This is a genomic window from Pseudalkalibacillus hwajinpoensis (assembly GCF_015234585.1).
Lineage (GTDB): Bacteria > Bacillota > Bacilli > Bacillales > Guptibacillaceae > Guptibacillus > Guptibacillus hwajinpoensis_B.
The window spans coordinates 382,848-408,635 of the sequence record NZ_JADFCM010000008.1; the positions used below are offsets into that span (position 1 = coordinate 382,848).

Genomic DNA, 25,788 nt, shown 5'->3' on the forward strand with positions numbered 1-25,788 from the left:
CTAGATTATTTTGGGAACATTAGCTTTCCCTGGCTATACATGGTCATGATGGTATTAACCATTGCTCTGTTGATATTTGCTCTGGTTGAGAGAAAAAAGAGACGGGAATAAAGGTTCAGGTCAGAGAATTTGAAAGAATGGGTTGAAAAACCCCGTAACACGTTTATCTAGTTACGGGGTTTTATATGTTTATATCCTAAAGAAATGCAATGTTAGGAATTTAACTTACTTTAACGTCTTCAAAATCCGATCGATCAACGCCATCGTACGAATGTTATCTTTTCCATCTGAGCGGGGCGTCTCATTTGTTGTACAGCATGAGACGAAGTGCTGCATTTCACCGACAAAGCCGCGGAGATAGAGATCTCTCATAGAGCCTGACATTGTTGAGGCGGAAGGGCTGTAAACGAAATCGGATTCAGCCGGTGCTTTCCATGGAAGTTCGTTAAAGGATTGAGATTTGTGCACGGTTAAGGTGTGGACCTCATCGGCTGAGGCAAATCCGTGATCAAACGTAACCGTCAGTTTTTCGCTTTCTCTAGACCAGGCTGTCATCCCAGTGAAAGAAAGGGTTCCAACTGTTCCGCTTTCGAATTGAAGGCTAATGCTTTGATTGATGTGTGAATTCGAGCTGTTTTTAAATCCATTCACAGCTATTGTTTCTCCAAATAGATAGCGAACTAAATCAACGATGTGAATGGCAGCAAACTTTAGGAATTCTTCATCGTTCTGGCAAAATGGTGTTGTATCAACGGCGAATCGTGCTTCGAATGAACGAACAGATCCTAGTTCTTCACTTGTAATAAGCGAGTGAAGCTGCTCATAAATCGGGGCATAGCGCTTCATAAAGCCAACCATAAGCTTTACGCCAGCTTTCTCTGCAGCATCTGCCGCTAGTTCTGACTCTTCCGTTGTCATGCCGAGTGGCTTTTCGACATACACATTTTTACCGGCTTGGATACAGTCCATAACAAGGGCTGCCTGGTCTGTTGGCTGTGCGACAACGACAACGCCGTCACATGACTCCTGTTCTAGCATTTTCTTGTAATTATCATACGGTGTTCCAGTGCTTCCAAAACGAAGGAGTGTTTGCTCTGAGCGTTCTAAGTTTCGTGTAGCGACAGCCGTAATCGTTGCACCTGTTTCGACAAGAGCGGGATAAATGTTCGTCGTTGCATGAAAGCCTGCGCCAATCACGCAAATAGATGGATTCGTCATATGTAGGCTCCTTTTATGTAAGCTATTATCGGAATAAGAATACCATTTTGAGGTGGATAAATCCAAAGAGGGGGGGCAGGTCCGTACCTGACCCCTCTCTTATTTTTTGACCACTACATAAGGTCGCATCATTTCATAATCCTCATGCTCGAGAATATGACAGTGCCATACAAACAAGCCTGCATAAGGTACGAACTTCATGATGATCCGAGTGATTTCTTTTGGGTTTGCTCGCACGGTATCTTTCCATCCCTGCTCATTAGCTTCTGGTTTTATGCGTGGGCCGGTTGGTACGATTTTACCTTCTTTTTCATATAAATCTCGATCAAAGGGCTGGCGATCAAGGATTTGAAAGCGAACGAGATGCAAGTGGATGGGGTGCGTTGCATTTGATAAATTGACGAAGCTCCAGATTTCAACATCGCCTAATCTAGGCATTTCACTGATTGGATCTGACCAGAGCTGGTTGTTTAATAGGTGAATGGATCGTTTATATTGATCAGGCCTCATGTTGAGGAGAAGGTTGCGTTGATTGTTTGCTTGTTGTTCGTATATGATCTCGTACCGAGACAATGTCTGAGGAACGACGCTTTGATCTGGAAGAGAGAGCTTCTTCTTCACACGGAACTGCATGATTACGCCCGTTGTTTTGGGATTCGGACTTTTCCCCTGTGGATAAGGGGAGGCGGCATCGTTCATTAAGGTAAGGGTTTCACCTGCCGAGCGACTGAAATCAATGACGACGTCGACACGCTCAGCGGGAGCGATCAAAACGCGGGTGACAGGCACCGGCTTTCTGAGCAGCCCCTGATCTGTGCCGATTTGAACGAATGGGAGCTGGTTGGATAGGGAGAAGCGGTAGAATCTTGCGTTTGATCCATTTAGGATTCTGAATCTGTATTTCCTCGGCTCGACTTCCAGATAAGGCCATACCATCCCGTTAACAAGATTGGCTTTCCCGAAGAAATCAGGAATGACTGATGGCGTAACGCCTTCGACAGGAGGATCTGGTTCAGCTGGATAGTACAAGGAACCATCTCGATGAAAAGAACGATCCTGAAGAAGAAGTGGGATATCAAACTCACCTTCCGGTAGCCTGAGGGATCGCTCTTCTTCGTCATGAACAATATACATCCCAGCGAGACCTGCATAGATATTCAACCGTGTAATTCCCATCGCATGATCGTGATACCAGAGGGACGTAGCTGCTTGATGATTTGGATATTCATAAATGGGATCGGTGAAATAGGGCCCTCCCTGTTGAAATCCTCGAGTGAACCACGCCTCAGGATAACCATCGCTCGTAGCAGGTGTCACTCCACCGTGAAGATGCACAACCGTACGAACGTCGGGAACGTTTATACCAGCCCCATGAACGGTATGATCAATTGGGAGAAAATGCTTTTCAGGTAGCTCGTTTTTCCAAAGAACACGAATCGGGTGATTTCGGTGAACTTGAAACGTAGGTCCAGGGTATTGCCCGTTATATCCCCAAACGCGTGTAGGTGGCAAATCGTGGTGAAGCTTCTGGAAACTTTCTTTCATCGTCACTTCATAATAGGGAATCCCGTGATTTATCTTAACGGGTTGGATGATTGGCATGATAGGGAGGTGATCTACGAATTTTTCGAGCAACTGGGTCACTCCTTCCGAAACGATGCATTTGTTCATCATATGTTAATGACAGAGGATCTTTCATTTCTTTTTCTATTATGGAAGCTCAGGATCTTTTGAGATTTAAAAAAAGAAGAACCCCTACGTCTCGAAGAAACGGAGGGGTTCAAATAAGTTATAGATCTGCTCCTAGCGGAAGATCTACATAAGGTTCGTACCGCTTGCTGCTAGGCTTTAATTCATAAATTCGAATGGATTCTACTTTGAAGGTAGGATAGGGCGTGAGTTCCTGTTTTGCTAAAAGCTCCATATCCTTTAACTCAGATTTCGATATACCGTGCTGTTCTTTGCCGAGAGTTAAATGCCCAACGTAGTCATCAAATTCAAAATAGTGCTTGATGAGCTCTTCGGGTGGAGAAATCGCTTTTACAATGGCTTCATGGAGCGGAAATAATTGATCGGAAGTGACACTTAGATAGAGGATATTGTCTCCGAAGTAGTGAGGTTCTGCTACTGTTAGCGTGAACGGATGGATTTTTTTGCATACGTTCTCCACTTTCTCGATCCATTTCTTGTCAGGGGATAGTCCGCCCTGCGCTTTCAGAGTAATATGTGGTTCTACTCCTAGGAACTTGATCCATTTTCGTTGGAAATATTCAACTTTGGCAATATAGGCGGGTGGTGGTGTGATACCAATAAAGTATTGATTTGGCATGGGATTCAGTCCTTTTTGCGAATTTCCTTTTATTGTATTTTATCACGAAGCATGCTTAGGCGGGGGGTGCTTTTGTTAGATAGAGAAAAGACTTATGGCGTGTTAGGATATAGAATTTGTCCATAAACAAGCGTCTTCCTATCCGTAAAAGGGAAGACGCTTGTTTTGTTTAGTGATTTTTTATGAGTGACGCTTTTGGTTCATATTCAATCAGCTTATGCTAGTCGAAGACCCACGTAGATAAAGTAAGCGATTACAGTGATGTTGAAAAGTGTAAGCAGCAATCCGATCGTAGCCCATCCTTTTTTCTCATCACTAGTTCGATATACAACGAATGCCATTAATATGGAGAGCGCACACCCAACTAAAATAAAAATCATGATATATAGAGCGGCAGATTCGCCGGAGCTAGAAGATACCGGATCAATCAAAAACATGGCAAGCGTTGTAAGTGCGCTGATAAAGATGAAGAAAACCGTTCTCCAGGTTGTCATTTTAGAGCGATATGTCGTAAACATGTCGTACTCCTTTCTAGCCTGTTAAGTAGCTTACCCTCCATTATAGTGGAGTTAAAAGGAGATCACAAACCGCCTTTGAGTGACGATTAGGTGGAGTGGGGCAGTTCGACAATGTTCGAGCGAAAACGGGTGGTGACAGGCACCATCACTATGGTACGGTTTAGATAGGAGGTGAAACATGGAAAACTTGATTTGGTTGTTATATTACGGTCTCATCCTAATAGTTCTCATTATTATTTTTCGGAAGGCGGCTGACTCTGAACACTATTTGTTCTTAAAGCTGATCGGCTATACGTTTCTTGGAGGTTTTTCGTTGCAACTCAATGATTGGCGGCTTCCACTTGGATTCCTTATATCCTTCTTGTTTTTCACTAAAACTAAAGTAAATGTGAAGGCTAAGAAGCGGGCTGTTTATGTAGGTCTATTTATCTTCTTAACCTCATCAATTGCTCCTTGGGTTCAAACGTTCTTGTATGAACAACCTCAGGAGGTCGCTCTTCTTAATACTAATTTCTATAGTGGCAGTTTAGCGGAAGAATGGAAGAACATACATAGTAAGCTCGGAGATGAAAATGATTCTTCAAAAGTAATCGATTTTAACATGGAAATCAGTGATGAAGGAACAATGAACGATTTCATTATGGTTGTAGAAGAGAACGCTTCTCCCGAGAAGGTTCACTACAATATTGAACTTGCAGCTAATGATGAGGAATTTATAGTAGAACGAACGAAGGTTGGAAGTGAGGGAGTGCATTTTGCGGATCAAACGCTGACGAAAGCGGATTTTTTCTTGAAACAAATCGACCTTATAAAGAAGCCTATGCTTAAAGAAAAGGATGTGGATGCTTACTTTTTAAGTGCGGGCGGTCAACGAACAAATCACCCTCAGACGGATGACGAATCCTACAGAATTGATACTGCTGGTAAGGAAAAGGTAGAAAGTAGTGAATTACCAGCTGATGCGCTTGTGGTTGATGTTTGTGATGCGGATTGCGATTATCATGAGTACTTTCTTTTTGATCTCTTAGAGAAAAAGCCGCAAATCACGGAAGCCAATGTCCTGGATATCGCTCAACAAAACTCTACTGAAGTAGAAAATTGGTTAGAGAGTCATACGGGGGGTAACATTGGCTATGAGAAAGATGGAAAATACATTCTAAAGAAGAACGGCGAAGAGATGGCCGTTACTGAAGAGGAATACATAAGTGCACTTGAAGACATACCTCATACGAACATCGATCAAAATGATAATATGTGGGAAGTAACAGTGGAGAATCCATATGGAGAATCTCCCCATGAGATGAAATTTTCTTTGAATGAAAAAAGTAGAATGGTAGAGTTGTTTTGGGCTAGATAATGGCTCACAAAAGGATGGCTTAATAAACAAACAGGCACAATCCAACTAAAAGGTTGGAAGTGCCTGTTTTTTGAAAATAGCGATTTATTATCATATACTAAGCACGTTTTTTTCTTCACTTAACCTCACTATATTTCCACTATTCAACCCATATTACCACGCTGCTCATGGTAAAATCGCACGGCTTCTTTCAGCTTTTCATTTTCCTCTTTCAACTGATGGATTTCCTTTTTTTGCTCTTTAACACGTTCGCGATAGATCCTCATCCCAAAGCATAGCATGATAAATGCGAAATAGAGTACAAAATCAAATGTGCTCATACCAGTAGCATACATGCACTCACCTCTTTTCATTGTGATAGAGAGATTCGTCCTGTTAGGTCTGTTGTAGAGAGTAAAGGTATAGTATTTTGTTGAGTAAGTGTATAGGGAAAGGGGTAAATGCGCAACATTCACTTTTTTCTATTAATTATGTTAGGAAACCTCCTGATTTACAAGGAAGAACTATATGCTCTTTTTTATATGAGAGATTATCTTCCGAATCCCACTCCTTTTTTACTAACTTTCACCTGTTTTCTACCCCAAATTTCAAAAAAATGTTTACTAATATAATAAAAAGGATATTCCATCTACTACAATCATACGAGAAAAATTTTTTCTTGGGGTAGAGGAGGAGACAAAATGCAGTCACTATGGTTTACATTGCTTACGTGTATAGCATTCATGGTGCTTGTTGGATACATAGCTTATCGCAAAACAAGAGGAACAACGAATGGGTCAGAAGGTTATTTTCTGGCAGGAAGAGGATTAAGTGGTGGGTTTATAGCAGGATCGCTTTTGCTAACGAACCTTTCTGCTGAGCAGCTAGTTGGATTAAACGGCCAGGCGTTTCGGACGAATCTATCGAACATGGCCTGGGAAGTAACGGCAGGTGTAGCGGTTGTTCTCATGGGACTTTATTTGCTACCAAAATATTTGAACATGTCGATTACAACCCTTCCTGAATTTCTTAGTAAACGGTTTGATGAAGGGGTGCGTCGCTATACTGTCGTTTTATTTATGGTTGGGTACGTACTCGTCACGATTCCTTCGATGCTCTACTCTGGGGCTCTAGCCGTTCTGAAATTGTTTGATGTACCATCGATTTTAGGCATTACATACACCCAGTCGATCTGGGTTGTGATTTGGGGGATCGGCCTTATCGGTGCGGTATATGCGATCTTCGGCGGGTTAAAAGCCGTTGCCGTTTCCGATACGATCAATGGAGTCGGTCTACTCATTATCGGAGCGCTCGTTCCGATTCTCGGACTTATCGCACTCGGAGATGGCGCTTTTCTAAACGGTGTAAAAACCATCACAACGACAAATCCCGAAAAACTGAACGCGATTGGCGGAGCGGATGATTCGGTTCCATTCGGTACAATTTTCACCGGTCTGATTATCGCCAACATGTTTTACTGGGCAACAAATCAATACGTAATTCAGCGCACGCTCGGTGCACAGAGTTTAAAGGAAGGACAGAAAGGTGTTATTTTTTCCGGATTCTTTAAGCTTCTCATTCCGATTTTCATGATGATTCCAGGCGTTATCGCTTTTCATCTTTATGAAGGGAACCTTAAGTCCGTTGACCTTGCGTATCCTACGCTCGTAACGAACGTGCTACCACCTTACTTGTCTGGCTTTTTCTTAGCTGTATTGCTTGGGGCCGTCTTAAGTTCGTACAACTCCCTTTTGAATAGTGCTTCAACGATGTTTGCTCTTGATATTTATAAGCCTGCGTTTAAAAAGGATGCCTCAGACGAACAGCTGATTAAATCAAGTAAGTGGTTCGGCTCCATTATTGCACTCGTTACGTTTTTCGTGTCACCAATGTTGATGTATGCACCAAATGGATTGTGGGACTTGATTCGCAAATTCACCGGCTTTTTCAATATTCCTATTGTGGCTGTTGTATTGATCGGAATTATCTCGAAGAAGGTGCCGGCATTAGCGGCGAAGGTAGCAATCGTTTTCCATGTGGTCGCCTACTACATGATGGTGTGGGGAACAGAACAGCTCTTTGGCCTACCGCTCGACATTCACTTTATTCATATTTACGGTATTCTATTTGTCGCTGAAGTGGCGATCATGTTTGGTATTGCTTACGTTAAGCCACAGAAAAAAGCTTATGTTTTCCCGAAGGCTTCAAAGGTCAATATGACGCCGTGGAAATACAGCGTGCCGGCTGGTATTTTATTAATCGCAAGCATTTGCGAAACGTACATCCTTTTCTCACCAATTGGTGTAGCCTATGCAGATGGCATGATTTCGCCTTCATTCCTACCAGCGACCGGAGCTCTTTCGGTTGTGACGCTTATCGCATTCGCTACTGCAACGAAGAGCTGGGAGCGTAAGTACGGTCATGCTGTTCGACGAGCGAAGGAAGCTGTGAAAGAAACAGGAAAAGAAGTAGGGGGCCAAAAGCAAAGTCCTCAGATGAACTACTTTTCTGAAAAAGATTTTTAATAAATGATGTCCATTGAATGAAACAGGAGCCCGCTTCATCTTAAGTGATGAAGCAGGCTCCTTTTAATTTTCTTATATGGAAACATGACTAGAGACTGTTTTCCTTTCTTTAAACATATTCTGAAGGTTGGTGAAGAATTCTACTTTAGAAGTGCTTCTTTAACTGGTGCATGAAAAGATATGCTAATTGTAGCTGGTCTTAGAAATTTGATAGACCTGTTTTATGGTGAAATAAGGATTTGGCAAGGAGGGGATGTTCAGTTTTAGGGCAGTTTTATGGAAGACTTGAATTCGAGATAATACCAAAAATTTGTGTGAAACACTTGAATTAAAAGGTATTGCCTATAAATGTATAGAATGTGATATATTCCATTAATTTCAAAGGGGATGTCTACAATTAAAACAAAAAAAGCAATTAAAGTTGTTATTGGCGCAGGGGAACACTCGAATAATCCTGATTGGATTCAAACTCAAGAAGCAGAATTAGATTTATTAAATGAAGACCATTGGAAAAGCAGATTTAAAGTGAATTCAATAGAGGCTATTTTAGCGGAACACGTATGGGAGCATTTAACATACGAAGAAGGAAAGGCAGCCGCATTAAATTGTTTTAACTATCTAAAACCAAGTGGTTACATTCGTTGCGCCGTTCCAGATGGTTATTTTCCTGATAAAGATTACCAACAGGTAGTTCAAGTAGGAGGACCTGGTCCAAGTGATCATCCAGCAGCGACTCATAAAATTGTACATAATTATAAAACGTTAAAATCAATGTTTGAAGAGGCTGGATATAAAGTTAACTTACTAGAATATTGTAATGAAAACGGAGAGTTTATTTATAATGATTGGGATGAGAAAGAAGGGTTCATCTATCGCTCAAAGAGGTTTGATCATCGCAATGCAGAAGGAGAATTAGGTTTTGTTTCTGTCATAGTTGATGCTATCAAACCTTAATATTCTAATTTTCTTATTCAATGTAACGGAGCGTTTGTTCAATAAAGACGGTCGCTCATATTTAAAGTAGGATAAAAAGAGGCATAATTTATATTGTTGTCTCTTTTTGTTTTTACATTTTTCACCTCAGTGTTATATTAAAATAAGAACAAGTGTTTGTGTTCATTAATACATATGTTGCAAGGAGGAGAACATGGAGAAGATAAGTTATCCAAAAGTATGGAATTTAGATAACGTTTTTTATGGGGGCAGTAAATCAGGTCAATTTATAGATCATATCAAGGAATTAGAGGAGCTTATACATGAGCTAGAAGGTAATGTTGAATCTTTTACTTCTTTAATTCTTACTAATGAAATTAGTAATATTGTAGATTTAGTGGGAAACGTGGGAAAGATTCGCTTGCACATTACACAGGCTAACTCGTTTATCACGTGTCTTCTGGCACAAAATCCAAAGGATCAAGATGCTGCGAGTCTAAGAGGAAAAGTTGCTCAAAAAGAGTCGCGTTTCGAAAAAATATTATCGGAAATAAAGAAGACATTATCAAATACTGATGAAGATGTATGGAGAGATATACTAGAAAATAAAGAGTTAGAAGACTATAGATTTATCCTCAACGAATGGCGAGAAAACGCAAATTCGAATTTGTCAGAAGAGGAGTTAAGTTTAATTTCTGACTTAATGGTTGATGGATACCATGCTTGGGGCCATTTTTATAGAAATTTAGTAAGTAGTATTAGCGTAAAGATAAGGGTTGATGGAAAAGAAGAAGATCTATCAGTTGGACAAGCCCTTAACTTGCGGTCACATCCTGAGGAAGAAGTGCGTAAGGAAGCTCATAATGCACTAGAATCAATATGGAAAGAGAAAGAAGAACTTTTTGCGAAAGTCATAAATCACATTGCTGGCTTTCGTATACAAATACATAACAAATATGGAATAAACAATGTTCTGGAAAATCCTTTGAAGAAGAACAGAATGAAAGAAGAAACGCTAAATACGATGTGGTCAGTAATTAGTTCATATAAACAACCTTTCTCGAAGTACCTGGAGCGAAAAGCTGAAATGATGGGCAATTCTAGTATGAAGGCTTATAACTTTTGGGCTCCTATTACAAAGAATGATCACGAAATGAACTACGATGAAGCTACGACGTTCATTACGGAGCATTTTAGTCAGTTCGGAAATGAATTAGAAAGTTTTGTTAAAGAAGCTTTTAATGAAGGTTGGATAGAAGCTGAAAATCGTCCGAATAAGTCTGCTGTTCCGTTTTGTGCTAGTTTTCCAGTTACAGGTGAATCAAGAGTTTTTATGACATATAGCGGTACCTTTATAGATGTACTAACACTTGTTCATGAACTGGGGCATGGTTTTCATAATTATGCCATGAACGCTGTTGAGGGTATAAATAAGCAATATCCATTGAGTATTGCTGAAACAGCTTCAACCTTCTCAGAAATGATTATTTTTGATGCCTCAATGAAAAAAGCAAAAACTAAAAAAGAAAAAATATTTATACTAGATGAGAAATTGAAACGTAGTGTTATGAACTTCATGAATATACATTCGAGGTTCTTATTTGAGCAGAGATTTTATGAGGAACGTAAAAGTGGTATCGTTTCACCCAAACGTTTAAATCAATTAATGGAACAATCAATAAATGAAGCGTACGAGGGTTCTTTAGATCAACCTTCAATCTATTCCTGGGTTTGGACACCTCACTACTATATTACGCAATCCCCGTTCTACAATTTCCCTTATACTTTTGGCTATTTATTTGCTTTAGGAATTTATGCGAAGGCAAAAGAGAAGGGAAAAGGATTTGAAAAAGATTATTTGAAATTACTCCGTGATTCAGGAAGTATGAATGTGGAAGATTTAGTTATGAAACATTTAGGAGAAGACATTACTTCTAAGGAATTCTGGGAAGCAGGAATGGAAGTATGTTTGAAGGATGTGGAAGAGTTTTTAGAATTAACTTCGGGTTAAACTGAGGGAATCTTATATAATGTGAACTACCTTGATTGGAATATCTCAATATCAAGTATTCAACAATCTCGGAGCGTTTGCTTAATAAAAAGTAAGCGCTACATGTCATTTAACAGCGGGTTAGTAGAAAGGATCCTTACATATTAATAACCAATTGTTGATGAAGAGAGTAAAAAAGAAGAACAATAAAAATGAAATTCTGACCGTGTATAACCATTCAATAGTGATAAATTATACTTGTAGGGTGATTAGTCGATGATAGGAATAAGCATAGCAACGAAGTGGGAGTACGAAGCAACATTGGAATACTTCGGAATAAAAGATAACGAACGTTTCAGTTATCCATATGGGGAGTATTTCATGAGAACAAGGAATGATACCGAACTTGTTTTTTATAGTACCGGTGTAAGAAAAGTAAATGGTGTTGGTGGTAATCAGTATATGATTTCTAAATTTAATTTAACTAAAGTAATCGTTGCTGGAACATGTGCAGGAATAGATGATCAGTTTCGTCATTTAGATATTTTTGTACCCGACAAAGCCGTTCAATATGATTGCACGGTAAAAGAAATTGAGCCTTTTATTAAACAATCCTTCATCGTTCATATTGATCTATCAAAATATGGAGATGATTTTTATAAAGGAACAATTGGCACCGCTGATAAAGCAGTCGTTATGTGGAAGGACTATTTAGAACTGAAGAAAAACGAAATAACCATAGCGGATACCGAAGCGGGAGCAATTGCTTATATTTGTAAGAAGAATGATGTTGAATGCATTATTGTTAAAGGAATATCTGATTTTCCAACGGATGAAAGAAACGCTAATAAATTCGAATCGAACATTGAACAAATGAATGTTTATTTAGAAAATACCCCGAAAGTTATGAACAAAATATTTGGCGAATATTTAAATAGATTTATATAAAATATGAAGCTTAATAGAAAGGTTATGGTTGTTGATAGAACGAAATACCACCAATCCTTCCACATAGATGTTTTTTGCAATAAACATTTACTTGCTTTTGAAAAAAGCATTTATTCTCTCTTTAAGATAGAAGATTTATTTTATATGTTACATTGTTTCGATTTGTAGAAACCATATTAACACCTCATATTAGTATGTATGGGCATTTTGTAGAGTTTTAGAAAGACTATTAATTGCCCCTTTGCTGTTTAAAATCAAAACGATATTGAAATTAGAAGAGCATTTAAATGTAGAATAAGGATAAAAGTTTCTTGCAGTAAACCGGTGCTTTTGATTAATACTAAGGAAGTGTAATACTCAGGTTTTGCTATATTAGATTGTTATCAATTAAAATGATTGAATTTTCTTTCGCTAAAGGGGGAATTAGTATTTACTACCTAAAGAAGGATCTATTTCTCATTTTTTCTGCCATCTTTTTTTTTCTAGGTATAATTCTATTTTCTTTTAAATTGTTTACATGGGGATTATTAACCCTCATATTCTTACTCATTCTCTATTTTAAAAATAACAAATACCGTCTAACGATATCTTTGTTTATGTTTTTCTTAATAGGTCTATTGATGTTTCAAACTGGAAGCGCCTTTATCAATGAAATAAACATTACAGTAGAAACCAAAATCTTGATAAACAGAAGTTTACTCACTTTGATACTGATAGGTATTGTTTTTTCACTGGTCTTATTCAAAGGTGAAATTTCTATCTTTGGAAAAATGCCAGATTGGCAAAAACGTATTATACTGCCTTTCCATACGATGAAATTATCGTATTTTTTACTTTTTGGTCTAATGGGTTCCTGCATGATCCTTATACCATTATTTATCAATCAAGATATGGGCTACATAAAATCAGTTTTAGTTTTCGGATTATTGTTTGCTATAATTAACGCTACACTTGAAGAGTTAATTTGGAGAGGTATTATGTTATCAAGCCTACAAAGAGATGTTTCCACCTTTTATGCTGTCTTAATAACCAGTGTAGGGTTTGGCCTACTGCACATATCTATTGGCATTTCTCTTTTTATAAGTTTGCTTTTTTCCTTAGGTGGTCTTTTCTATGCGATCGTAGTTTTAAAGACTAGGAGTATATATCCATCTATAGCTTTTCATATCGTTATTAACTTGGGAATGGTTTTTAACGGTTGGATAATTTGAACCTTTTCCATTATCTCGGAGCTTAACCGTTACTAGGATAAGCTTCTATTTTACTAAAATTAAGATTGAGTTAGTTATCAAAATTTGAAAGTATTGGTATTAAGTTGTTAGGCAGGATAACTGAAGAAAAGAATTTTAGGAGCTGAGATACTTGCCTTTACTATTTTTATTACTAGCTATACTAGCATTGGGCTCATATGGAATTGTGATTTCTCCTATACTATTTCTATTGGCTATAGCTAGCTCTATTTATTATTCTAAGAAGGGAAAATATATTTTCGCTTCAGTCGTTACCTTTATTATTAGTGCATTCATTTTAATGACAATGTCAGTTATGGCACTCATTTTTATGTTTGATTAGTATAGTCAATATAGAATGGTTTTGTATATGAAGTTCTTCTGAAGTCATGATGAGTGAGCATGATCGGATTTGTGATAGAGGCTCTCAATACATTCGCCTCCCTTTCTGTCATTACATAGAAAAACGAAATGAAAAAGAGCCATTCGTGACTGAATGACTTCTTATATAAGACTGGATTAACTTTTGAATTCAAAACTCTCCGGTGGTATGGCATTTTTTATCGTTGAAGTATGCAGCTTCTTTTTCTTTCTTTTCAATTTGAGAGGCTTAGGAGAGGTTAAGTCATATACGATACAGTTCACTGCTAGAATGGTTAATGCAAAGGCGGTAACGGGCGCAAGAATCATCCATGGAAAAGAAGAGGCGTACTGGAAATTTTGAGCGATCAGCCCTGCCCACTCATTCGACATCGAAAATGAGTCCGTGAAGGCTTTTCCAGTTTCCATATCATACTCAATGATTCTGACGTCTGTGCCGCCTATGAATACTTTCAAAAGACCAAGATGAGCAAAGACAACAAGGACCTGTCCGACTTGTTGAACGAAAAGGAGTAGTAACTTAGGATTCAGGAAAGGTGCTAGATGGTTTTTGAAAATATGAAATTTACTTCCGCCCATTGTCCTAGCGCTTTCTATGAATTCCTTTTTAGATATGAGATCGAGTTCATTTTGAATGTAAAGGGAAAGTACTGGTACACTGATGAAAATAAGCACGAGCATAGGGAAGACGACTTTCGTTACGGTATCATAGCTCCAGCTGAAGGTTAACACAACGGGAGCGATCAATATGTAGGTAAAAATCGTAACCGGCGCATAGTGAAGCGCATCTGCAAGCCCGGCTAACAGTTTTCGAAAAGCACTCGGTAACCTAAACAAAAGATATCCGCCTATGAAAGAGAATAGCATTCGTCCGAAGGCAACGATGATGGATAGTCCAATGGTATACTTGGCCCCCTCGAGGAGCATGAGTACGAAGTTATTTCCATCGAGATCACTCCCTAATGGAAACTGTAGGGAGGGCGGGAAAGGTGCTAAGGCAATGGCATTACGATTCTCATCATACAATACTTTTTCAGGTGGAGCCGGATCTGCAAACGTGGTGTATACGAAACTTCCTATAAGGAGGAATAAGATAAAGAGAGTGCCTCCTATTAACAACGGACGTTGGATTAATTGTTTCTTCATATATTCTTCCCACCAATATTGAAGTAGTGTTCTAGCGTAACTTTTCCTGTTGTGAACATGATAAAAGAAGGGATAAATACCATAAACAGCCCCATGGTTAGTATTTCAGGATTCAGTACCCCATTCTCAAAAATAAAGGTCATAAACCCATTAATATTAAAGATAATCTCCAACATTAATAAGTTAGCGATTGCAAAAAGAAAGACGCCCTTAAAATGGTTAAATAAAGTTAATATTGAGTTCCTAAAAACGTGTAACACTAAAATTCTTGATCGCTTTAATCCCTTTCCTCGTGCTAGTTCTACGTAAAGAAGCTTCTCCTCTTCTTCAAAGGACAACAATAAATACTTATATATGTATATACCAGGCAGTAGTGATAGGACGAGGACCGGAAGAACGATCGCGTTTTCATCGAAACCGCTGGAAATGTTAAAAAGAAGAAAGTTGGTTTTTTTATAGACCCAAATAATGCCTAATTGTGCAACTAAAATCACGAAAATGTCCGGCAATGATTCAATAATAAAAAGAAAAGCCTTAGGAAGAGTTCTTTTATGAACCGGAAGTAACATTGTAAGGAATGTAAGAAGGATTCCTAAGATAAGAGCTAGGACGATAGAAATAAATAGGTAAAACATAGAAGTAAGGTAAACTTCCATGAATTCCGGGAATAAAGGTAACTCTCTCCCCCGAACGTAGTACTCAATGGTATTGCCTGTTAGGATGACGTTTAAGAGATGAAGCATGTGATGAACGTATGCATCAAAATTAAGTACGATTGTGTCATATAAAAACGAAGTATTATTTAACGAATTGTTATCAATCATTTTGAGCACGTTTAGTTGCGATTTCATATTAAAAAACAAGTAAGGAAGTGAGCCAATTAGTAGGATGCCTATTGAAGTTAATAGAAATTGGAATGCAATCTGCAAGGTAAGTGACTTCTTCATCACGGCCCTCCTTTTACAATTGAGAAATCTTTGTTTTGCTAGAAGCAACAGTTTGTTTTGGAACTATGCTTAATAAGTTCTCTAACTCATTCATATCCCCCTGTGCAGCGATATTTCCTTCATGATCGATTATGAAAATTGTAGGCACTTTTTTAATGTAATAGTTTTTAAAGAGTTCAGCCGAGCTTACATAATATGTATTCGGAATAGAAGGCACGGATCCCTTTTCTCTTCTATCATGAGTAATGACGAATATGTTTGTTTGGTAGGTGTCAGCTAGAAAGGGGACTTGACTTAATAAAGTCGAACAAGTACCACACGTCGTGCTGCTAAAGATCATAATTAAATGTCTATTATTAAAATCAGCAAGCGAAATTTGTTGATTCTCTTCATCTTTCACCCGAAACAGTGGAGCTTTCTCCCCAACTTGTAACGTCTTTTCTTCTATAGTTGCGCCAACATTTCTAAATCGATTTAAAAACTGCGTAATTTGTTTTAAAAAGTACAGTAATATCGCAAATTGCATCAAAAGAAATAACCATAAGCCAATATGTGAAAGAAGCCCCCAATTCACTTCCATTTTATATCTCTCCTCTGTGTAATAACCGATTAAAATGGTGATTTATCTTTTTAACCTCTACTAGGACAAAGAACGTCGCGATTATGCCAAAAAAACAAAATGAAGCAATTAAGTAAAGTGGTGGATAGACTTCATTCAATGATGAAGTGGATGCATAATAATCAAGAATGCCAACTTTTGTTGAACTAAAGAACAACATTACGGCCACCATGATAATGGATAGGTTTCTGAAAATAAGCTTCCATGAGATTGGCTTTTCGCCAACAATCCCTCCACAGCCACATGAAAGTGATGTGCGACCTCTCCTTAGATTGATTAGAATCGCAAGCGTATAGAGAACGATTAATCCAGTAAAGAAGATCAAACTGACCTTGTAAAAGAGGCCAACTAATAGCAAGAGACCAACCATCATTTCAGCGATAGCATCGAATTTCGCTACTGGTTTCGCGTACCGATCAGGTATAAGCTGATAGTTTTGTATGCTTTGTTCATGGTTAGTGAGATCTCGCATTTTGGTATAAGCAGAGGTTACCGGAATAATCGCTATCCCTAACCTAAGAAAAAGTAAGAGTATTTCCATAAGCATTCCTCCGAATTAGGCATACCATTGAGCTTGGCTTGTAAACATTTCATAATAATTTTTCCTACGTGCAAGTAATTCTTCATGATTCCCGACTTCAACCAATTCGCCATCTTTCATAACCAATATGCGATCAGCTAATCGAGCTGCGGCCATACGGTGCGAAATATAAATAGTCGTTTTATCTTGAGTGAGTTCTTTGAATTGATTAAAGATGTTTAGTTCTGTTAAAGGATCGAGTGAAGCAGTAGGTTCATCAAGGATAATGATATTGGCTTTACTAAACAGGGCTCTAGATAGGGCAAGCTTTTGCCACTGTCCACCAGATAAATCTTCACCATCACCTAAGAGCTTCCCTAATCGGGTATCAAATTGATTTGGAAACTGCTGGACCGTGTCGAGAAGGCCAGACTGTTTGGTTACTTTTCTCATTAAAACCGTATCTTCCATATTTTCAACATCACCAAGAGTAATATTATGCTTTATGGAAAAGGGAAGCTGCATAAAGTCTTGAAAAATTCCCGTCATACTTTTCTTTAGCGTAATAGGATCAAAATAGTTAATGTTAATGCCATCTACAAGGATTTCTCCATGACTTACAGGGTATAGTCCAAGGAGACATTTCACGAGGGTGGTTTTTCCGGATCCATTATCCCCTACAATGGCGATTTTTTCCCCGGGAGCAATTGAAAAAGAGATGTTATTTATGACCGTTTTTTTACTTTCCGGATAATGATAGCTTACATTATGAATCGTAATGCCTTTTTTAAGCTTTTCGGGAAAACTATGTATACGTTCATTGTTTTCAAAAGCAAATTCCTCATCTTTGAAATCTAAAAACTCAAACAGGTCTTCGATATAGAGGTTTTCTTCATAAATTTTAGCGAGATAAGAAGCCATCATATTTAAGGAAGCCTGCGCTCCTTTAATCGCTTGTCCAATGGAAACGAATTCACCTACTCCTAAATTCTTTTTCTTTAGTAACCAAATCACAATGGCTGCCGAAAGACTATACAAAAGGGCTGTAAAAAGATCGAGCACCATTTGTACTTTCTTTTCTTTTTTTAGAAGTGCAAGAACTTCATTGCTATTACTTAAAAATAACTTTCCCCATCTTTCCAAGAAAAAGGGCCCTAAATGAAAAAGCCTTACTTCTTTAGCTGATTGTCGATTTTGAAGAAGGAAGTTGAAGTAATTGGATTCTCTCGCTTTTTGTGTTTGATGCTTTAATAAGAAGAACTTCTCGTTGCCAAAGCGCGATTGCAATAATAATATAGGCACTGCAGAAATTGCGCTTAAGATCGCTAATCCCCAATGGAATGACAGCAAGAAGGATAAATAAGATAGTAAGCTTATGGAGAACTGTCCCAAGTCTAGAATGTTCTTTACAGGGGACATTAGCTTATTACCATAGTTTCCACTAATACGTTCCTGGTGGTTATAAAATTCAGGTATTTCATAATAGCTAAGTGGTACTGAAGCTGCTTTTTCTGACACAAGTTTTCCAACACTGTAATCTAATTTCACTTCAATTTGTTCATCAAAAATATCGGATATATGCTTGAGTGTAGAGGAGAGACCTACTAGAAATAATTCTAGGGTGAGAAATAAAAACGCACGCTGATAATTAGGTTCGTCAGCACTAATAATGAGTACAACTGCATTTACTAATTCTTTAGTTACCCACAGAGTAGCTAGGGGGAAAAGACCAGTCACCATTCTAATGAAGATAGAAGCTAAAAACCACAGTGGACTAATATTCCAAACGAATTGAAAACTCTTTCTTAAATAATGAATATTCATATCTTTACCGCCAAATTAGTTTAAGACCAGGAAGAATCCTGGTCTATGTATTTTCTTCATTAGCAAGAACAAGAATTATAGATCGTTTTACACTTTTGTCCAGTCACACTGTCATAATAAGATGTTTGCCATATGCGATTTCCGTTAGAATCACAAGTAGATCCACAAGAAGAGCGACTAACTTTAGAGTCACAAGGGTAACCCGCAGGTTTTACTCCAAATAGTTTATTCAACATTTCCTTCACCTCCCTTCAATATGAAGTTGTATTGATGAAATACCCCTCTATACCACCCATGCTCTCCTAACACCGTTCCATTTTGGTCAACTAATAGCAGAGTGGGAAAGTCATGTATTTCAAATTTGGTTATTGTCTCTTGCTTAACCTGAAGCTGTGTTACGTCATTTTGATAAAGGCTGTACTTTTCGCTGGGCGCATTCCCTTCAGCTTGGTTTTCGATTGATATGATAGTGAATATGGGAAGGTGATAAGACTGGTTTTCAAGAATAAGCTCTTCTAGCTCTGTTAAACAAAAGCTACACGTTTGATTAACAATGATGACAATTGAAAATGGGGAGGAGAGCAAATGAGCGTCAACTAATATATTTCCAACGTTTTTGCCTATGATCGGATGTTTTATAATCATTTCTTTTTGTTGGTCATCAGAAGGAAGAAAGTTAAGCTCAGTATTTAATTGCTTTTTCAGTTTTAGAAATACGAGAAACATACTGATCCAGATTGCGGGTGCTAATATATACAAATTTGTGTGCTCCTCTAAATAACATTCCTCTGTTTTGCTTTTATTTAAAATTATCACAATTTTAGAAAATATTGTATTGGGAAATATGGACAAGAATAGTGACTTTAAATCGGTTTTTTTCACTGTTGTTTCCTAATATTCATTAAATGAGTTTTTTTACTAGATCCCATTTCCAATATCAAAACGTGTTTCTATCAAAGTGGAATGTGTATTTTACCTGGCATAACGAAACAAACGATGAAATTCTCACTGATGAGTAGGAATGAGCTCCTCTTATCAAGAAAGTAGTGTAAAGAGACAAGTCCATTTCAAACACATCGCAGATTTCAGCTCTTGCTTCACACATATGGAAGTTAAGTAAAGGAGAGATATGGTGGAACAGTTTGCGGTTTTTCGTACACCTCAAACGATTCTCTATGGAAGAGATTCGTTTAAACAAATTGGCACAGAAGCAGCTCGTCACGGGCAGAAAGCCCTTATTGTTAGTGATGAGGTGATGATGAATCTCGGTTATGTCACGGATTGTCAGGATTATTTGAAGCAGGTGGGAGTGGAAAGTGAGATCTACACGGGTGTTGCGTCTGAACCAACGGACGATTATGTGTCTGAAGCGCTTGTGCTTTTTCGAAATACGAACTGTGAGATCGTTATTTCATTAGGTGGGGGAAGTTGTATCGATACGGCGAAAGCCATCGCCGTTCTTGCGACGAATGGAGGATACATAGGTGACTATCGCGCGAACAGAACGATGGCAGAGAAGGCGCCGATTCCGCATCTCGCTATTCCAACAACAGCGGGAACTGGCTCAGAAGCAACGGACGTGACCGTTATTACGAATACAACGACATATGTGAAAATGATGATCAAACAGCCCGCCTTCATGCCGGCAGCTGCGATTGTGGATCCGTATCTCTCGCGCTCATCGCCACAGCATGTCACCGCGGCAACAGGAATTGACGCCCTCAGTCATGCGGTGGGAGCGTACCTCTCAAAGCGAGCTCATCCGATGACAGACACGCTTGCTTTATCTGCGATTGGACACATTATCGGTCATATTAAAAGCGCTTACAATGATGGAGGGAATCTAGATGCACGAGAAGCGATGAGTTTAGGTGCTCTTCAGGCGGGTATGGCTTTTACAAATTCTTCCGTCTGTCTTGTACACGGCATGTCGCGTCCGATCGGTGCTCTTTTTCACGTGCCGCATGGATATTCAAACGCGATGCTGCTTCCAGCTGTACTTGAATACAGCAAGGACTTCTGCATCGAGCGACTCGCTGATCTCGGAAGACTGTTTCAGACAGAAGAAAGCGAGGCACTCTCAAATGAAGAAGCAGCAAATGTAGCGGTTTCTTCTATCAAAAGTCTTTGTGCCTCATTAAATATCCCGAACTTAAAATCCTGGGGAATTGATGAGACAGCGTTCAAGCAGGTTATTAGCAAAATGGCAGCAGACGCATTAGACAGCGGGAGCCCAGCGCATCATCCTCGCTTGCCTACACAGGCGGAATTAGAAGAACTTTATGTGATTTGCTATGACTACGAATTTATAAGTGAAGAAAAGATTCGCTAACACAAGTGGAAGGGGAATGAAAACATGGCTACGACGGCAACGAACGTGCTACAAAACTATATAAATGGTAAATGGGTCGATGCGAATACCGATCAATTTCAAGCTGTACCAAACCCGGCAACAGGGGAGGAGCTCGCTCAGGTTCCGATTTCAACGAAAGCAGATCTTGATGAAGCAGTGAAAGTAGCAAAGGCTACCTTCAAAACCTGGAGTAAAACGCCTGTTCCGAAACGCGCGCGCATTCTATTTAAATACCAGCAGCTGCTCGTCGACAATTGGGACGAGCTTGCGAGATTGCTAACAAATGAGAATGGTAAAAGTTTTAAAGAAGCACAGGGTGAAGTGCAGCGCGGGATCGAATGCGTTGAGTTTGCAGCCGGTGCGCCATCGTTAATGATGGGCAAGCACCTTCCGGATATCGCTACGAATCTTGAATCAGGCATGTATCGCTATCCTGTTGGTGTTGTTGGCGGCATCACGCCATTTAACTTCCCGATGATGGTGCCGTGCTGGATGTTTCCACTTGCAATCGCGATGGGGAATACGTTCGTCCTTAAACCATCTGAGCGAACGCCGCTACTCGCAAACCGCTTAGCAGAGCTATTTAAAGAAGCAGGCTTACCGGATGGCGTCCTGAATATTGTTCACGGAGCACATGACGTTGTGAATGGGCTTCTAGAGCACAAAGATGTGCCTGCGATTTCCTTCGTCGGTTCACAGCCAGTCGCCGAATATGTCTACAAAACAGGAGCTGCGAATGGTAAACGCGTTCAGGCACTTGCCGGTGCGAAAAACCATTCCATCGTAATGGCTGACGCTGATCTTGACGCTGCGGTTAAAGAAATCATCGCTGCTTCCTACGGTTCTGCGGGCGAACGATGCATGGCATGCTCCGTTGTTGTGGCGGTAGATGATGTTGTGGAACCACTGCTTCAAAAGTTAAACGAAAAAGCCGATGAAATAAAAATCGGAAACGGCCTTGATGAAGACGTATTCTTAGGACCGGTTATCCGTAAAGAACATAAAGAAAGAACGGAAAGCTATATCCGTAAAGGTCAGGAGGAAGGTGCTACGCTCGTTCGCGACGGCCGAAACGACGAAGCATACAACGATGAAGGCTACTTTATCGGACCAACGATTTTTGATCACGTAAACTCCTCTATGCAAATCTGGAAGGACGAGATCTTTGCGCCAGTGCTATCAATTGTGCGAGTGAAAAATCTAGAAGAAGCGATCGAGCTCACGAATGAATCTGATTTCGGAAACGGGGCTTGCCTATTTACGAAGGACGGAAGCAACGTTCGGTATTTCAGAGAAAACATCGAAGTTGGCATGCTGGGCGTAAATATCGGCGTACCAGCCCCGATGGCGTTCTTCCCGTTCTCAGGTTGGAAAAATTCCTTCTATGGCGATCTTCATGCGAACGGATCAGACGGAGTGGAATTCTATACGAGAAGAAAGATGTTAACGGCCAGGTGGTAAGGCAACAAGAATTAAACTAACACAAAAGGTGTAGAGAGGAGAACCTCTCTACACCTTTTGTATTATGGAAAGAAGGAATAATGTGGTAAAGGTGAAACATTTGATACGTTTCATTCGTATAACGAATGAAGATAACAAAAGGGATAAATGTTCAAGGAGTGCGCTATGCAAACACTATTTCATTCAGTTAAGAATTTGTTTCTAGACTTATTTGCCATGGGAAAGGGATTAGTCTATGGCTTTCTATTGGTTGGATTGCTCACTTTCATTGGTGGAGCGCTACTATACGGCTTTTTGTTCTTACGTCATTTGTTTGTTTAATTTTCTTGGATATTAACTTAATGAGAAGAAGGGGGAGATATGTGTGAAAAAGGTCATTATAAGGTCAGTGATTGCATCGCTTGTGATCGGTATACTCGTATGGGCTGCAAGTGTATTCATTTCTTTTTCATTTAGTGAATGGAGCTTCTTTATTGCTCTAGGGCTAACCATTGTGCTTTACTTCTTTAACAGTAGCGGAGGATTTTTATCAAAAGGGGCCACTGCTGAGGCAAGCGAGGCAGGGTGGAAAGTTCAAGAAGATAATGAATTGAAAGTAAATGTAGGTGCCGTTTTTTACGGTTCAGTGCTATTTACGATTTTTAGTCTTGTTTTAACCATTACGACATATTATTAAGGGGATTTTAGTTAAGAGGAGCTCTTATAGAATACAGACTTGCAGCTCCGATCGAAACAAATATATGATTGTGTAGCCTATTCAAACACTAATCACATCAGGGGGGATGAAAAATTGGGTATATTCTTTTATCTTACGATCGTCGTTGGTTTATCGCTCATCTATTATGGCTATGTTAAGAAAACAGAAAAAGATATAAAGATGAAAGAGCTAGAGCTTGAAGCTAAGAAGATTGAGTTGGAAATAAAGAAGTTAGAACATCATAAGGACAGCACGGAATGAAAAGAAAAGTAATCGCTTTAGTTTTAAGCGATTATTTTTTATGAGGAGTAATAGGATGGCAGCGGATGTGTGGTTCATTTCGTTATCTTCTATTGAAGCCAGATGAAGCTAAGTGAGACAGAAACTGCGGTAGGAAAGAGGGTTTGGATGGGAAAGTTTATGAAAAGATTGGCTATATGTATAGCCTTAATACTTATCGTTGGTTGCTCTAGTGAAAGGGATGAAACTCCTTCCCAATCTTCTATGAAAGTTGAGTTAGGTGGACAAAGTTTCAAAATCATTCCTCTATACGAAGAAGTTCTTGATTATACTAACGAGGCTATGGAGAATACCGAACTGAATACGAGCGGGGAGTATTATAGTAAAGTGACACAGCCTTTTCTAGAATCTGCTTCTCATGAAGGAGCGAGCTTAACTGGTGGACTGGATTATTCTACTTATTTCTCCCCTACGACAAGTGTTCAGACTTTAAATGAACAGACAGGTAAGCTACTAAAGAAGCAAGAAGAAGTTAATAAAGCAATCAAAGCATCACTTACTAAGTCGGGGGAAAGTCTTGAAGCCGAAAATAAAACTATTTATGTTATGCCGGTAAACCCAGACTACCAAAACATTCAAAACGAGATGAAGGGAGTTAGTGCGATTACTGTAAGTAAAGATGTTATCGTTCTCTTCTTATCACCTACATATGACAAAGAAATGCTAGAATACGCCGTTGCGCACGAATACCATCACACCGTTTTTCTAGAGAATCCAAATAGATCGGGAGGAATGAATCTGTTAAACGGGTTTGTTTTTGAGGGAAGAGCTGATTCCTTCGCATCTCAATTATACCCTGAGGCGAGCCCGCCCTGGTCAGAACCGCTATCGACTGAAGAAGAAAAGAGAGTGCTAGAGGAACTTAGAGAAAAGAGCGATTCCACAAATGTGGAGTTATATAACACATTCCAAAACGGTGACTGGAAAAAAGATATACCAAAGTGGTCCAATTATAAACTGGGTTTTAAAATAGTCGAAAGTTATCTACGTCATCATCCAGAAGCTTCTATGAAAGAATGGACGATGATGGATGAAAGGGAAATAGTGCGAGGAAGCGACTATAGTGAACTTGTTAGTGATTAAAATGATTGAAAAAGTAGCTGCTCGATCATGGAAGAGCACTCGCTTCTGAATTTAAGCTAGAGATTAGGGAGATGAAAGCCTAACTAATCGATTAGAAGAAAGATGGAGGCACAAAGATGAAACGATTTATCACTTTACTAGGAGTATTTCTGCTTCTAGCAGCATGTACAAATGAAGGCAGCAATGAAGGGAAGCAGGAGGAGAAAGGTTCTACTCAAGAGACTTCTGCAAGTTCCTTACACATTAAGCCTGCCAAACTATCAAAACGTGAGCAAAGCATCGTGAATCAAATGGGAGTCGATTTCAAAACCTTTTATACGGTGGACGGGACCGTAGGGGAAGGAGAAGCGCTCGTGACTTCGATCGTTGTATATAATGATGGAGAAGATGGAAAAGAAGAGTTTGTTACCTGGGGTGGAAATTATGAACAAGAGCGTTTCAATAAAGCTCTTCACTCATTCCAACTTCAAATGGAAGAAAAAGTAGCTTACTTTACAATGGGATCACCGGATGGATACAGCAAAGGATCGACCAATATGCCTAAAGAGCTGGGCGCATTTATCTTTGAACAGATAGAAGAAGAAGTCACGATTACTAAAGGAGAAACGGTGTATTTGGCATACTTAATTGGCTCGAGTGAGAACCAAATGTCGTCAGTGAACCATAGCGGTGTCATCACTTTACCTGAATCGGTAAAAACGGCGGAATATGCGATTGTGGCTCAATTGGAATGGAAAGACAATTTGGATAAAAAAGAGTAATTGGACCAAAAGTCGTAAAGGAGTATGACATGATTACTAGAATATAGATACGTGAAGGATACATAAGAACAGATTTCATAACCGGATGTCCTTCTCAAATCTTGCTGAAATTAGGAGGGAATTATGGGACGTGTTGTTCATTTTGAAATTCATGTAGATGACATGGAACGGGCTAAGAAGTTCTACGGGAACGTATTTGATTGGAAGTTTGAAGACTGGAGTGAATATGCCGGCATGCCTTATTTTGGCGTAGTGACTGGTGATGCAAAAGAACCAGGAATCGATGGAGCGTTAATGAAACGGCAAGGTCCACCTCCTGAAGGTAACGCTGCAATCAATGGGTATGCCTGTACAATGGGCGTGGAAGATTTGGATGCTACTGAATCGAAAGTTCTTGCTAATGGTGGCAAAACAGCGATGGCCAAATACGCTTTGCCTGGAATGGCGTGGCAGGCTTATTACTTTGACACGGAAGGAAATATCTTTGGTCTTCATCAACCGGATGAGAATGCAAGATAGTTTAATAGAGTAAAGTTGGAAGAGCCCTCATTAGAAGGGTTCTTTTTTCAATGTTTGTTGATGAAGAGTTTTGAAAGGGTGAAATAGTGAAGCTTGGACGATTTATTTTTGGACTGTTTAAAAAAGTTTTCCATATTTATCAAAATAAAAG

At 39.2% G+C, this 25,788-nt stretch carries 25 protein-coding genes; 14 read left to right on the forward strand and 11 right to left on the reverse strand.

Annotated elements, in window-relative coordinates:
- Positions 1 to 225 precede the first annotated feature (225 nt).
- From IQ283_RS13645 to IQ283_RS13660, 4 genes are all read right to left on the reverse strand, one after another.
- Positions 226 to 1,218 carry a Gfo/Idh/MocA family protein gene (locus IQ283_RS13645; RefSeq protein ID WP_194220688.1) on the reverse strand — a complete coding sequence of 331 codons (993 nt, stop codon included), beginning with the start codon at positions 1,216 to 1,218 and terminating at the stop codon, positions 226 to 228.
- A 99-nt stretch (positions 1,219 to 1,317) separates the two neighbouring features.
- Entirely contained in the window at positions 1,318 to 2,862 is a 1,545-nt protein-coding gene (locus IQ283_RS13650; protein WP_322098401.1) for a multicopper oxidase, read from the reverse strand.
- A 145-nt stretch (positions 2,863 to 3,007) separates the two neighbouring features.
- Complete coding sequence (locus IQ283_RS13655; RefSeq protein WP_194220690.1) at positions 3,008 to 3,547, reverse strand: 2'-5' RNA ligase family protein; 540 nt, start codon at positions 3,545 to 3,547, stop codon at positions 3,008 to 3,010.
- A gap of 215 nt (positions 3,548 to 3,762) precedes the next feature.
- Positions 3,763 to 4,065 (reverse strand): hypothetical protein, encoded by a 303-nt coding sequence (locus IQ283_RS13660; RefSeq protein ID WP_194220691.1) that lies wholly within the window; start codon positions 4,063 to 4,065, stop codon positions 3,763 to 3,765.
- A gap of 178 nt (positions 4,066 to 4,243) precedes the next feature.
- Here IQ283_RS13660 and IQ283_RS13665 point away from each other — a divergent pair, with 178 nt between their 5' ends.
- Entirely contained in the window at positions 4,244 to 5,422 is a 1,179-nt protein-coding gene (locus IQ283_RS13665; RefSeq protein WP_194220692.1) for a hypothetical protein, read from the forward strand.
- A 143-nt stretch (positions 5,423 to 5,565) separates the two neighbouring features.
- On the opposite strand, the gene IQ283_RS13670 is transcribed toward IQ283_RS13665, so the two are convergent.
- Entirely contained in the window at positions 5,566 to 5,757 is a 192-nt protein-coding gene (locus tag IQ283_RS13670) for a hypothetical protein (protein WP_206759465.1), read from the reverse strand.
- A gap of 345 nt (positions 5,758 to 6,102) precedes the next feature.
- Here IQ283_RS13670 and IQ283_RS13675 point away from each other — a divergent pair, with 345 nt between their 5' ends.
- From IQ283_RS13675 to IQ283_RS13695, 5 genes are all read left to right on the forward strand, one after another.
- Positions 6,103 to 7,926, forward strand: a complete 1,824-nt coding sequence (locus IQ283_RS13675; protein ID WP_194220694.1) for a solute:sodium symporter family transporter — start codon at positions 6,103 to 6,105, stop codon at positions 7,924 to 7,926.
- A gap of 387 nt (positions 7,927 to 8,313) precedes the next feature.
- On the forward strand, positions 8,314 to 8,880 hold the full coding sequence (locus IQ283_RS13680; protein WP_194220695.1) for a class I SAM-dependent methyltransferase: 567 nt from the start codon (positions 8,314 to 8,316) through the stop codon (positions 8,878 to 8,880).
- A gap of 193 nt (positions 8,881 to 9,073) precedes the next feature.
- Positions 9,074 to 10,870 (forward strand): M3 family oligoendopeptidase, encoded by a 1,797-nt coding sequence (locus IQ283_RS13685; RefSeq protein WP_194220696.1) that lies wholly within the window; start codon positions 9,074 to 9,076, stop codon positions 10,868 to 10,870.
- A 255-nt stretch (positions 10,871 to 11,125) separates the two neighbouring features.
- Positions 11,126 to 11,797 (forward strand): permease, encoded by a 672-nt coding sequence (locus IQ283_RS13690; protein ID WP_194220697.1) that lies wholly within the window; start codon positions 11,126 to 11,128, stop codon positions 11,795 to 11,797.
- Between the two features lie 620 nt (positions 11,798 to 12,417).
- Positions 12,418 to 13,008, forward strand: coding sequence for a CPBP family intramembrane glutamic endopeptidase (locus IQ283_RS13695; protein WP_194222230.1), 591 nt, complete (start codon positions 12,418 to 12,420; stop codon positions 13,006 to 13,008).
- Between the two features lie 537 nt (positions 13,009 to 13,545).
- Here the strand turns inward: IQ283_RS13695 and IQ283_RS13700 are convergent.
- From IQ283_RS13700 to IQ283_RS13725, 6 genes are all read right to left on the reverse strand, one after another.
- Positions 13,546 to 14,553 carry a hypothetical protein gene (locus IQ283_RS13700; protein WP_194220698.1) on the reverse strand — a complete coding sequence of 336 codons (1,008 nt, stop codon included), beginning with the start codon at positions 14,551 to 14,553 and terminating at the stop codon, positions 13,546 to 13,548.
- Positions 14,550 to 15,500, reverse strand: coding sequence for an ABC transporter permease subunit (locus tag IQ283_RS13705; protein WP_194220699.1), 951 nt, complete (start codon positions 15,498 to 15,500; stop codon positions 14,550 to 14,552). Before IQ283_RS13705 ends, IQ283_RS13700 begins: the two co-directional genes overlap by 4 nt.
- A gap of 13 nt (positions 15,501 to 15,513) precedes the next feature.
- Entirely contained in the window at positions 15,514 to 16,080 is a 567-nt protein-coding gene (locus IQ283_RS13710; RefSeq protein WP_194220700.1) for a TlpA family protein disulfide reductase, read from the reverse strand.
- Position 16,081: 1 nt separating this feature from the next.
- Positions 16,082 to 16,660 (reverse strand): MauE/DoxX family redox-associated membrane protein, encoded by a 579-nt coding sequence (locus IQ283_RS13715; protein ID WP_194220701.1) that lies wholly within the window; start codon positions 16,658 to 16,660, stop codon positions 16,082 to 16,084.
- Positions 16,661 to 16,675: 15 nt separating this feature from the next.
- Positions 16,676 to 18,463 (reverse strand): ABC transporter ATP-binding protein, encoded by a 1,788-nt coding sequence (locus IQ283_RS13720; RefSeq protein WP_194220702.1) that lies wholly within the window; start codon positions 18,461 to 18,463, stop codon positions 16,676 to 16,678.
- A 225-nt stretch (positions 18,464 to 18,688) separates the two neighbouring features.
- Entirely contained in the window at positions 18,689 to 19,222 is a 534-nt protein-coding gene (locus IQ283_RS13725) for a hypothetical protein (protein WP_194220703.1), read from the reverse strand.
- 373 nt (positions 19,223 to 19,595) lie between these two features.
- Between IQ283_RS13725 and IQ283_RS13730 the strand changes: the two genes are divergently transcribed.
- From IQ283_RS13730 to IQ283_RS13765, 8 genes are all read left to right on the forward strand, one after another.
- Positions 19,596 to 20,795, forward strand: a complete 1,200-nt coding sequence (locus IQ283_RS13730) for an iron-containing alcohol dehydrogenase (protein ID WP_194220704.1) — start codon at positions 19,596 to 19,598, stop codon at positions 20,793 to 20,795.
- A 24-nt stretch (positions 20,796 to 20,819) separates the two neighbouring features.
- Complete coding sequence (locus IQ283_RS13735) at positions 20,820 to 22,277, forward strand: CoA-acylating methylmalonate-semialdehyde dehydrogenase (protein ID WP_194220705.1); 1,458 nt, start codon at positions 20,820 to 20,822, stop codon at positions 22,275 to 22,277.
- A 165-nt stretch (positions 22,278 to 22,442) separates the two neighbouring features.
- On the forward strand, positions 22,443 to 22,598 hold the full coding sequence (locus IQ283_RS13740; RefSeq protein WP_194220706.1) for a hypothetical protein: 156 nt from the start codon (positions 22,443 to 22,445) through the stop codon (positions 22,596 to 22,598).
- Positions 22,599 to 22,641: 43 nt separating this feature from the next.
- Positions 22,642 to 22,953, forward strand: a complete 312-nt coding sequence (locus tag IQ283_RS13745; protein ID WP_242057346.1) for a hypothetical protein — start codon at positions 22,642 to 22,644, stop codon at positions 22,951 to 22,953.
- 114 nt (positions 22,954 to 23,067) lie between these two features.
- Positions 23,068 to 23,235 carry a hypothetical protein gene (locus IQ283_RS13750; RefSeq protein WP_194220707.1) on the forward strand — a complete coding sequence of 56 codons (168 nt, stop codon included), beginning with the start codon at positions 23,068 to 23,070 and terminating at the stop codon, positions 23,233 to 23,235.
- A 147-nt stretch (positions 23,236 to 23,382) separates the two neighbouring features.
- Positions 23,383 to 24,357, forward strand: coding sequence for a DUF2268 domain-containing protein (locus tag IQ283_RS13755; RefSeq protein WP_206759466.1), 975 nt, complete (start codon positions 23,383 to 23,385; stop codon positions 24,355 to 24,357).
- A 116-nt stretch (positions 24,358 to 24,473) separates the two neighbouring features.
- On the forward strand, positions 24,474 to 25,118 hold the full coding sequence (locus tag IQ283_RS13760) for a hypothetical protein (RefSeq protein ID WP_194220709.1): 645 nt from the start codon (positions 24,474 to 24,476) through the stop codon (positions 25,116 to 25,118).
- Between the two features lie 123 nt (positions 25,119 to 25,241).
- Positions 25,242 to 25,637 (forward strand): VOC family protein, encoded by a 396-nt coding sequence (locus IQ283_RS13765; RefSeq protein ID WP_194220710.1) that lies wholly within the window; start codon positions 25,242 to 25,244, stop codon positions 25,635 to 25,637.
- The last annotated feature ends 151 nt before the right edge of the window (positions 25,638 to 25,788 follow it).

Excerpts from the sequence above, each read along its gene's own strand:
- IQ283_RS13645 (WP_194220688.1), bottom strand. The coding sequence starts at position 1,218 with ATGACGAATCCATCTATTTGCGTGATTGGCGCAGGCTTTCATGCAACG.
- IQ283_RS13655 (WP_194220690.1), bottom strand. The coding sequence starts at position 3,547 with ATGCCAAATCAATACTTTATTGGTATCACACCACCACCCGCCTATATT.
- IQ283_RS13660 (WP_194220691.1), bottom strand. The coding sequence starts at position 4,065 with ATGTTTACGACATATCGCTCTAAAATGACAACCTGGAGAACGGTTTTC.
- IQ283_RS13665 (WP_194220692.1), top strand. The coding sequence starts at position 4,244 with ATGGAAAACTTGATTTGGTTGTTATATTACGGTCTCATCCTAATAGTT.
- IQ283_RS13670 (WP_206759465.1), bottom strand. The coding sequence starts at position 5,757 with ATGTATGCTACTGGTATGAGCACATTTGATTTTGTACTCTATTTCGCA.
- IQ283_RS13675 (WP_194220694.1), top strand. The coding sequence starts at position 6,103 with ATGCAGTCACTATGGTTTACATTGCTTACGTGTATAGCATTCATGGTG.
- IQ283_RS13680 (WP_194220695.1), top strand. The coding sequence starts at position 8,314 with ATGTCTACAATTAAAACAAAAAAAGCAATTAAAGTTGTTATTGGCGCA.
- IQ283_RS13685 (WP_194220696.1), top strand. The coding sequence starts at position 9,074 with ATGGAGAAGATAAGTTATCCAAAAGTATGGAATTTAGATAACGTTTTT.
- IQ283_RS13690 (WP_194220697.1), top strand. The coding sequence starts at position 11,126 with ATGATAGGAATAAGCATAGCAACGAAGTGGGAGTACGAAGCAACATTG.
- IQ283_RS13695 (WP_194222230.1), top strand. The coding sequence starts at position 12,418 with ATGTTTCAAACTGGAAGCGCCTTTATCAATGAAATAAACATTACAGTA.
- IQ283_RS13700 (WP_194220698.1), bottom strand. The coding sequence starts at position 14,553 with ATGAAGAAACAATTAATCCAACGTCCGTTGTTAATAGGAGGCACTCTC.
- IQ283_RS13705 (WP_194220699.1), bottom strand. The coding sequence starts at position 15,500 with ATGAAGAAGTCACTTACCTTGCAGATTGCATTCCAATTTCTATTAACT.
- IQ283_RS13710 (WP_194220700.1), bottom strand. The coding sequence starts at position 16,080 with ATGGAAGTGAATTGGGGGCTTCTTTCACATATTGGCTTATGGTTATTT.
- IQ283_RS13715 (WP_194220701.1), bottom strand. The coding sequence starts at position 16,660 with ATGGAAATACTCTTACTTTTTCTTAGGTTAGGGATAGCGATTATTCCG.
- IQ283_RS13720 (WP_194220702.1), bottom strand. The coding sequence starts at position 18,463 with ATGAATATTCATTATTTAAGAAAGAGTTTTCAATTCGTTTGGAATATT.
- IQ283_RS13735 (WP_194220705.1), top strand. The coding sequence starts at position 20,820 with ATGGCTACGACGGCAACGAACGTGCTACAAAACTATATAAATGGTAAA.
- IQ283_RS13740 (WP_194220706.1), top strand. The coding sequence starts at position 22,443 with ATGCAAACACTATTTCATTCAGTTAAGAATTTGTTTCTAGACTTATTT.
- IQ283_RS13755 (WP_206759466.1), top strand. The coding sequence starts at position 23,383 with ATGGGAAAGTTTATGAAAAGATTGGCTATATGTATAGCCTTAATACTT.
- IQ283_RS13760 (WP_194220709.1), top strand. The coding sequence starts at position 24,474 with ATGAAACGATTTATCACTTTACTAGGAGTATTTCTGCTTCTAGCAGCA.
- IQ283_RS13765 (WP_194220710.1), top strand. The coding sequence starts at position 25,242 with ATGGGACGTGTTGTTCATTTTGAAATTCATGTAGATGACATGGAACGG.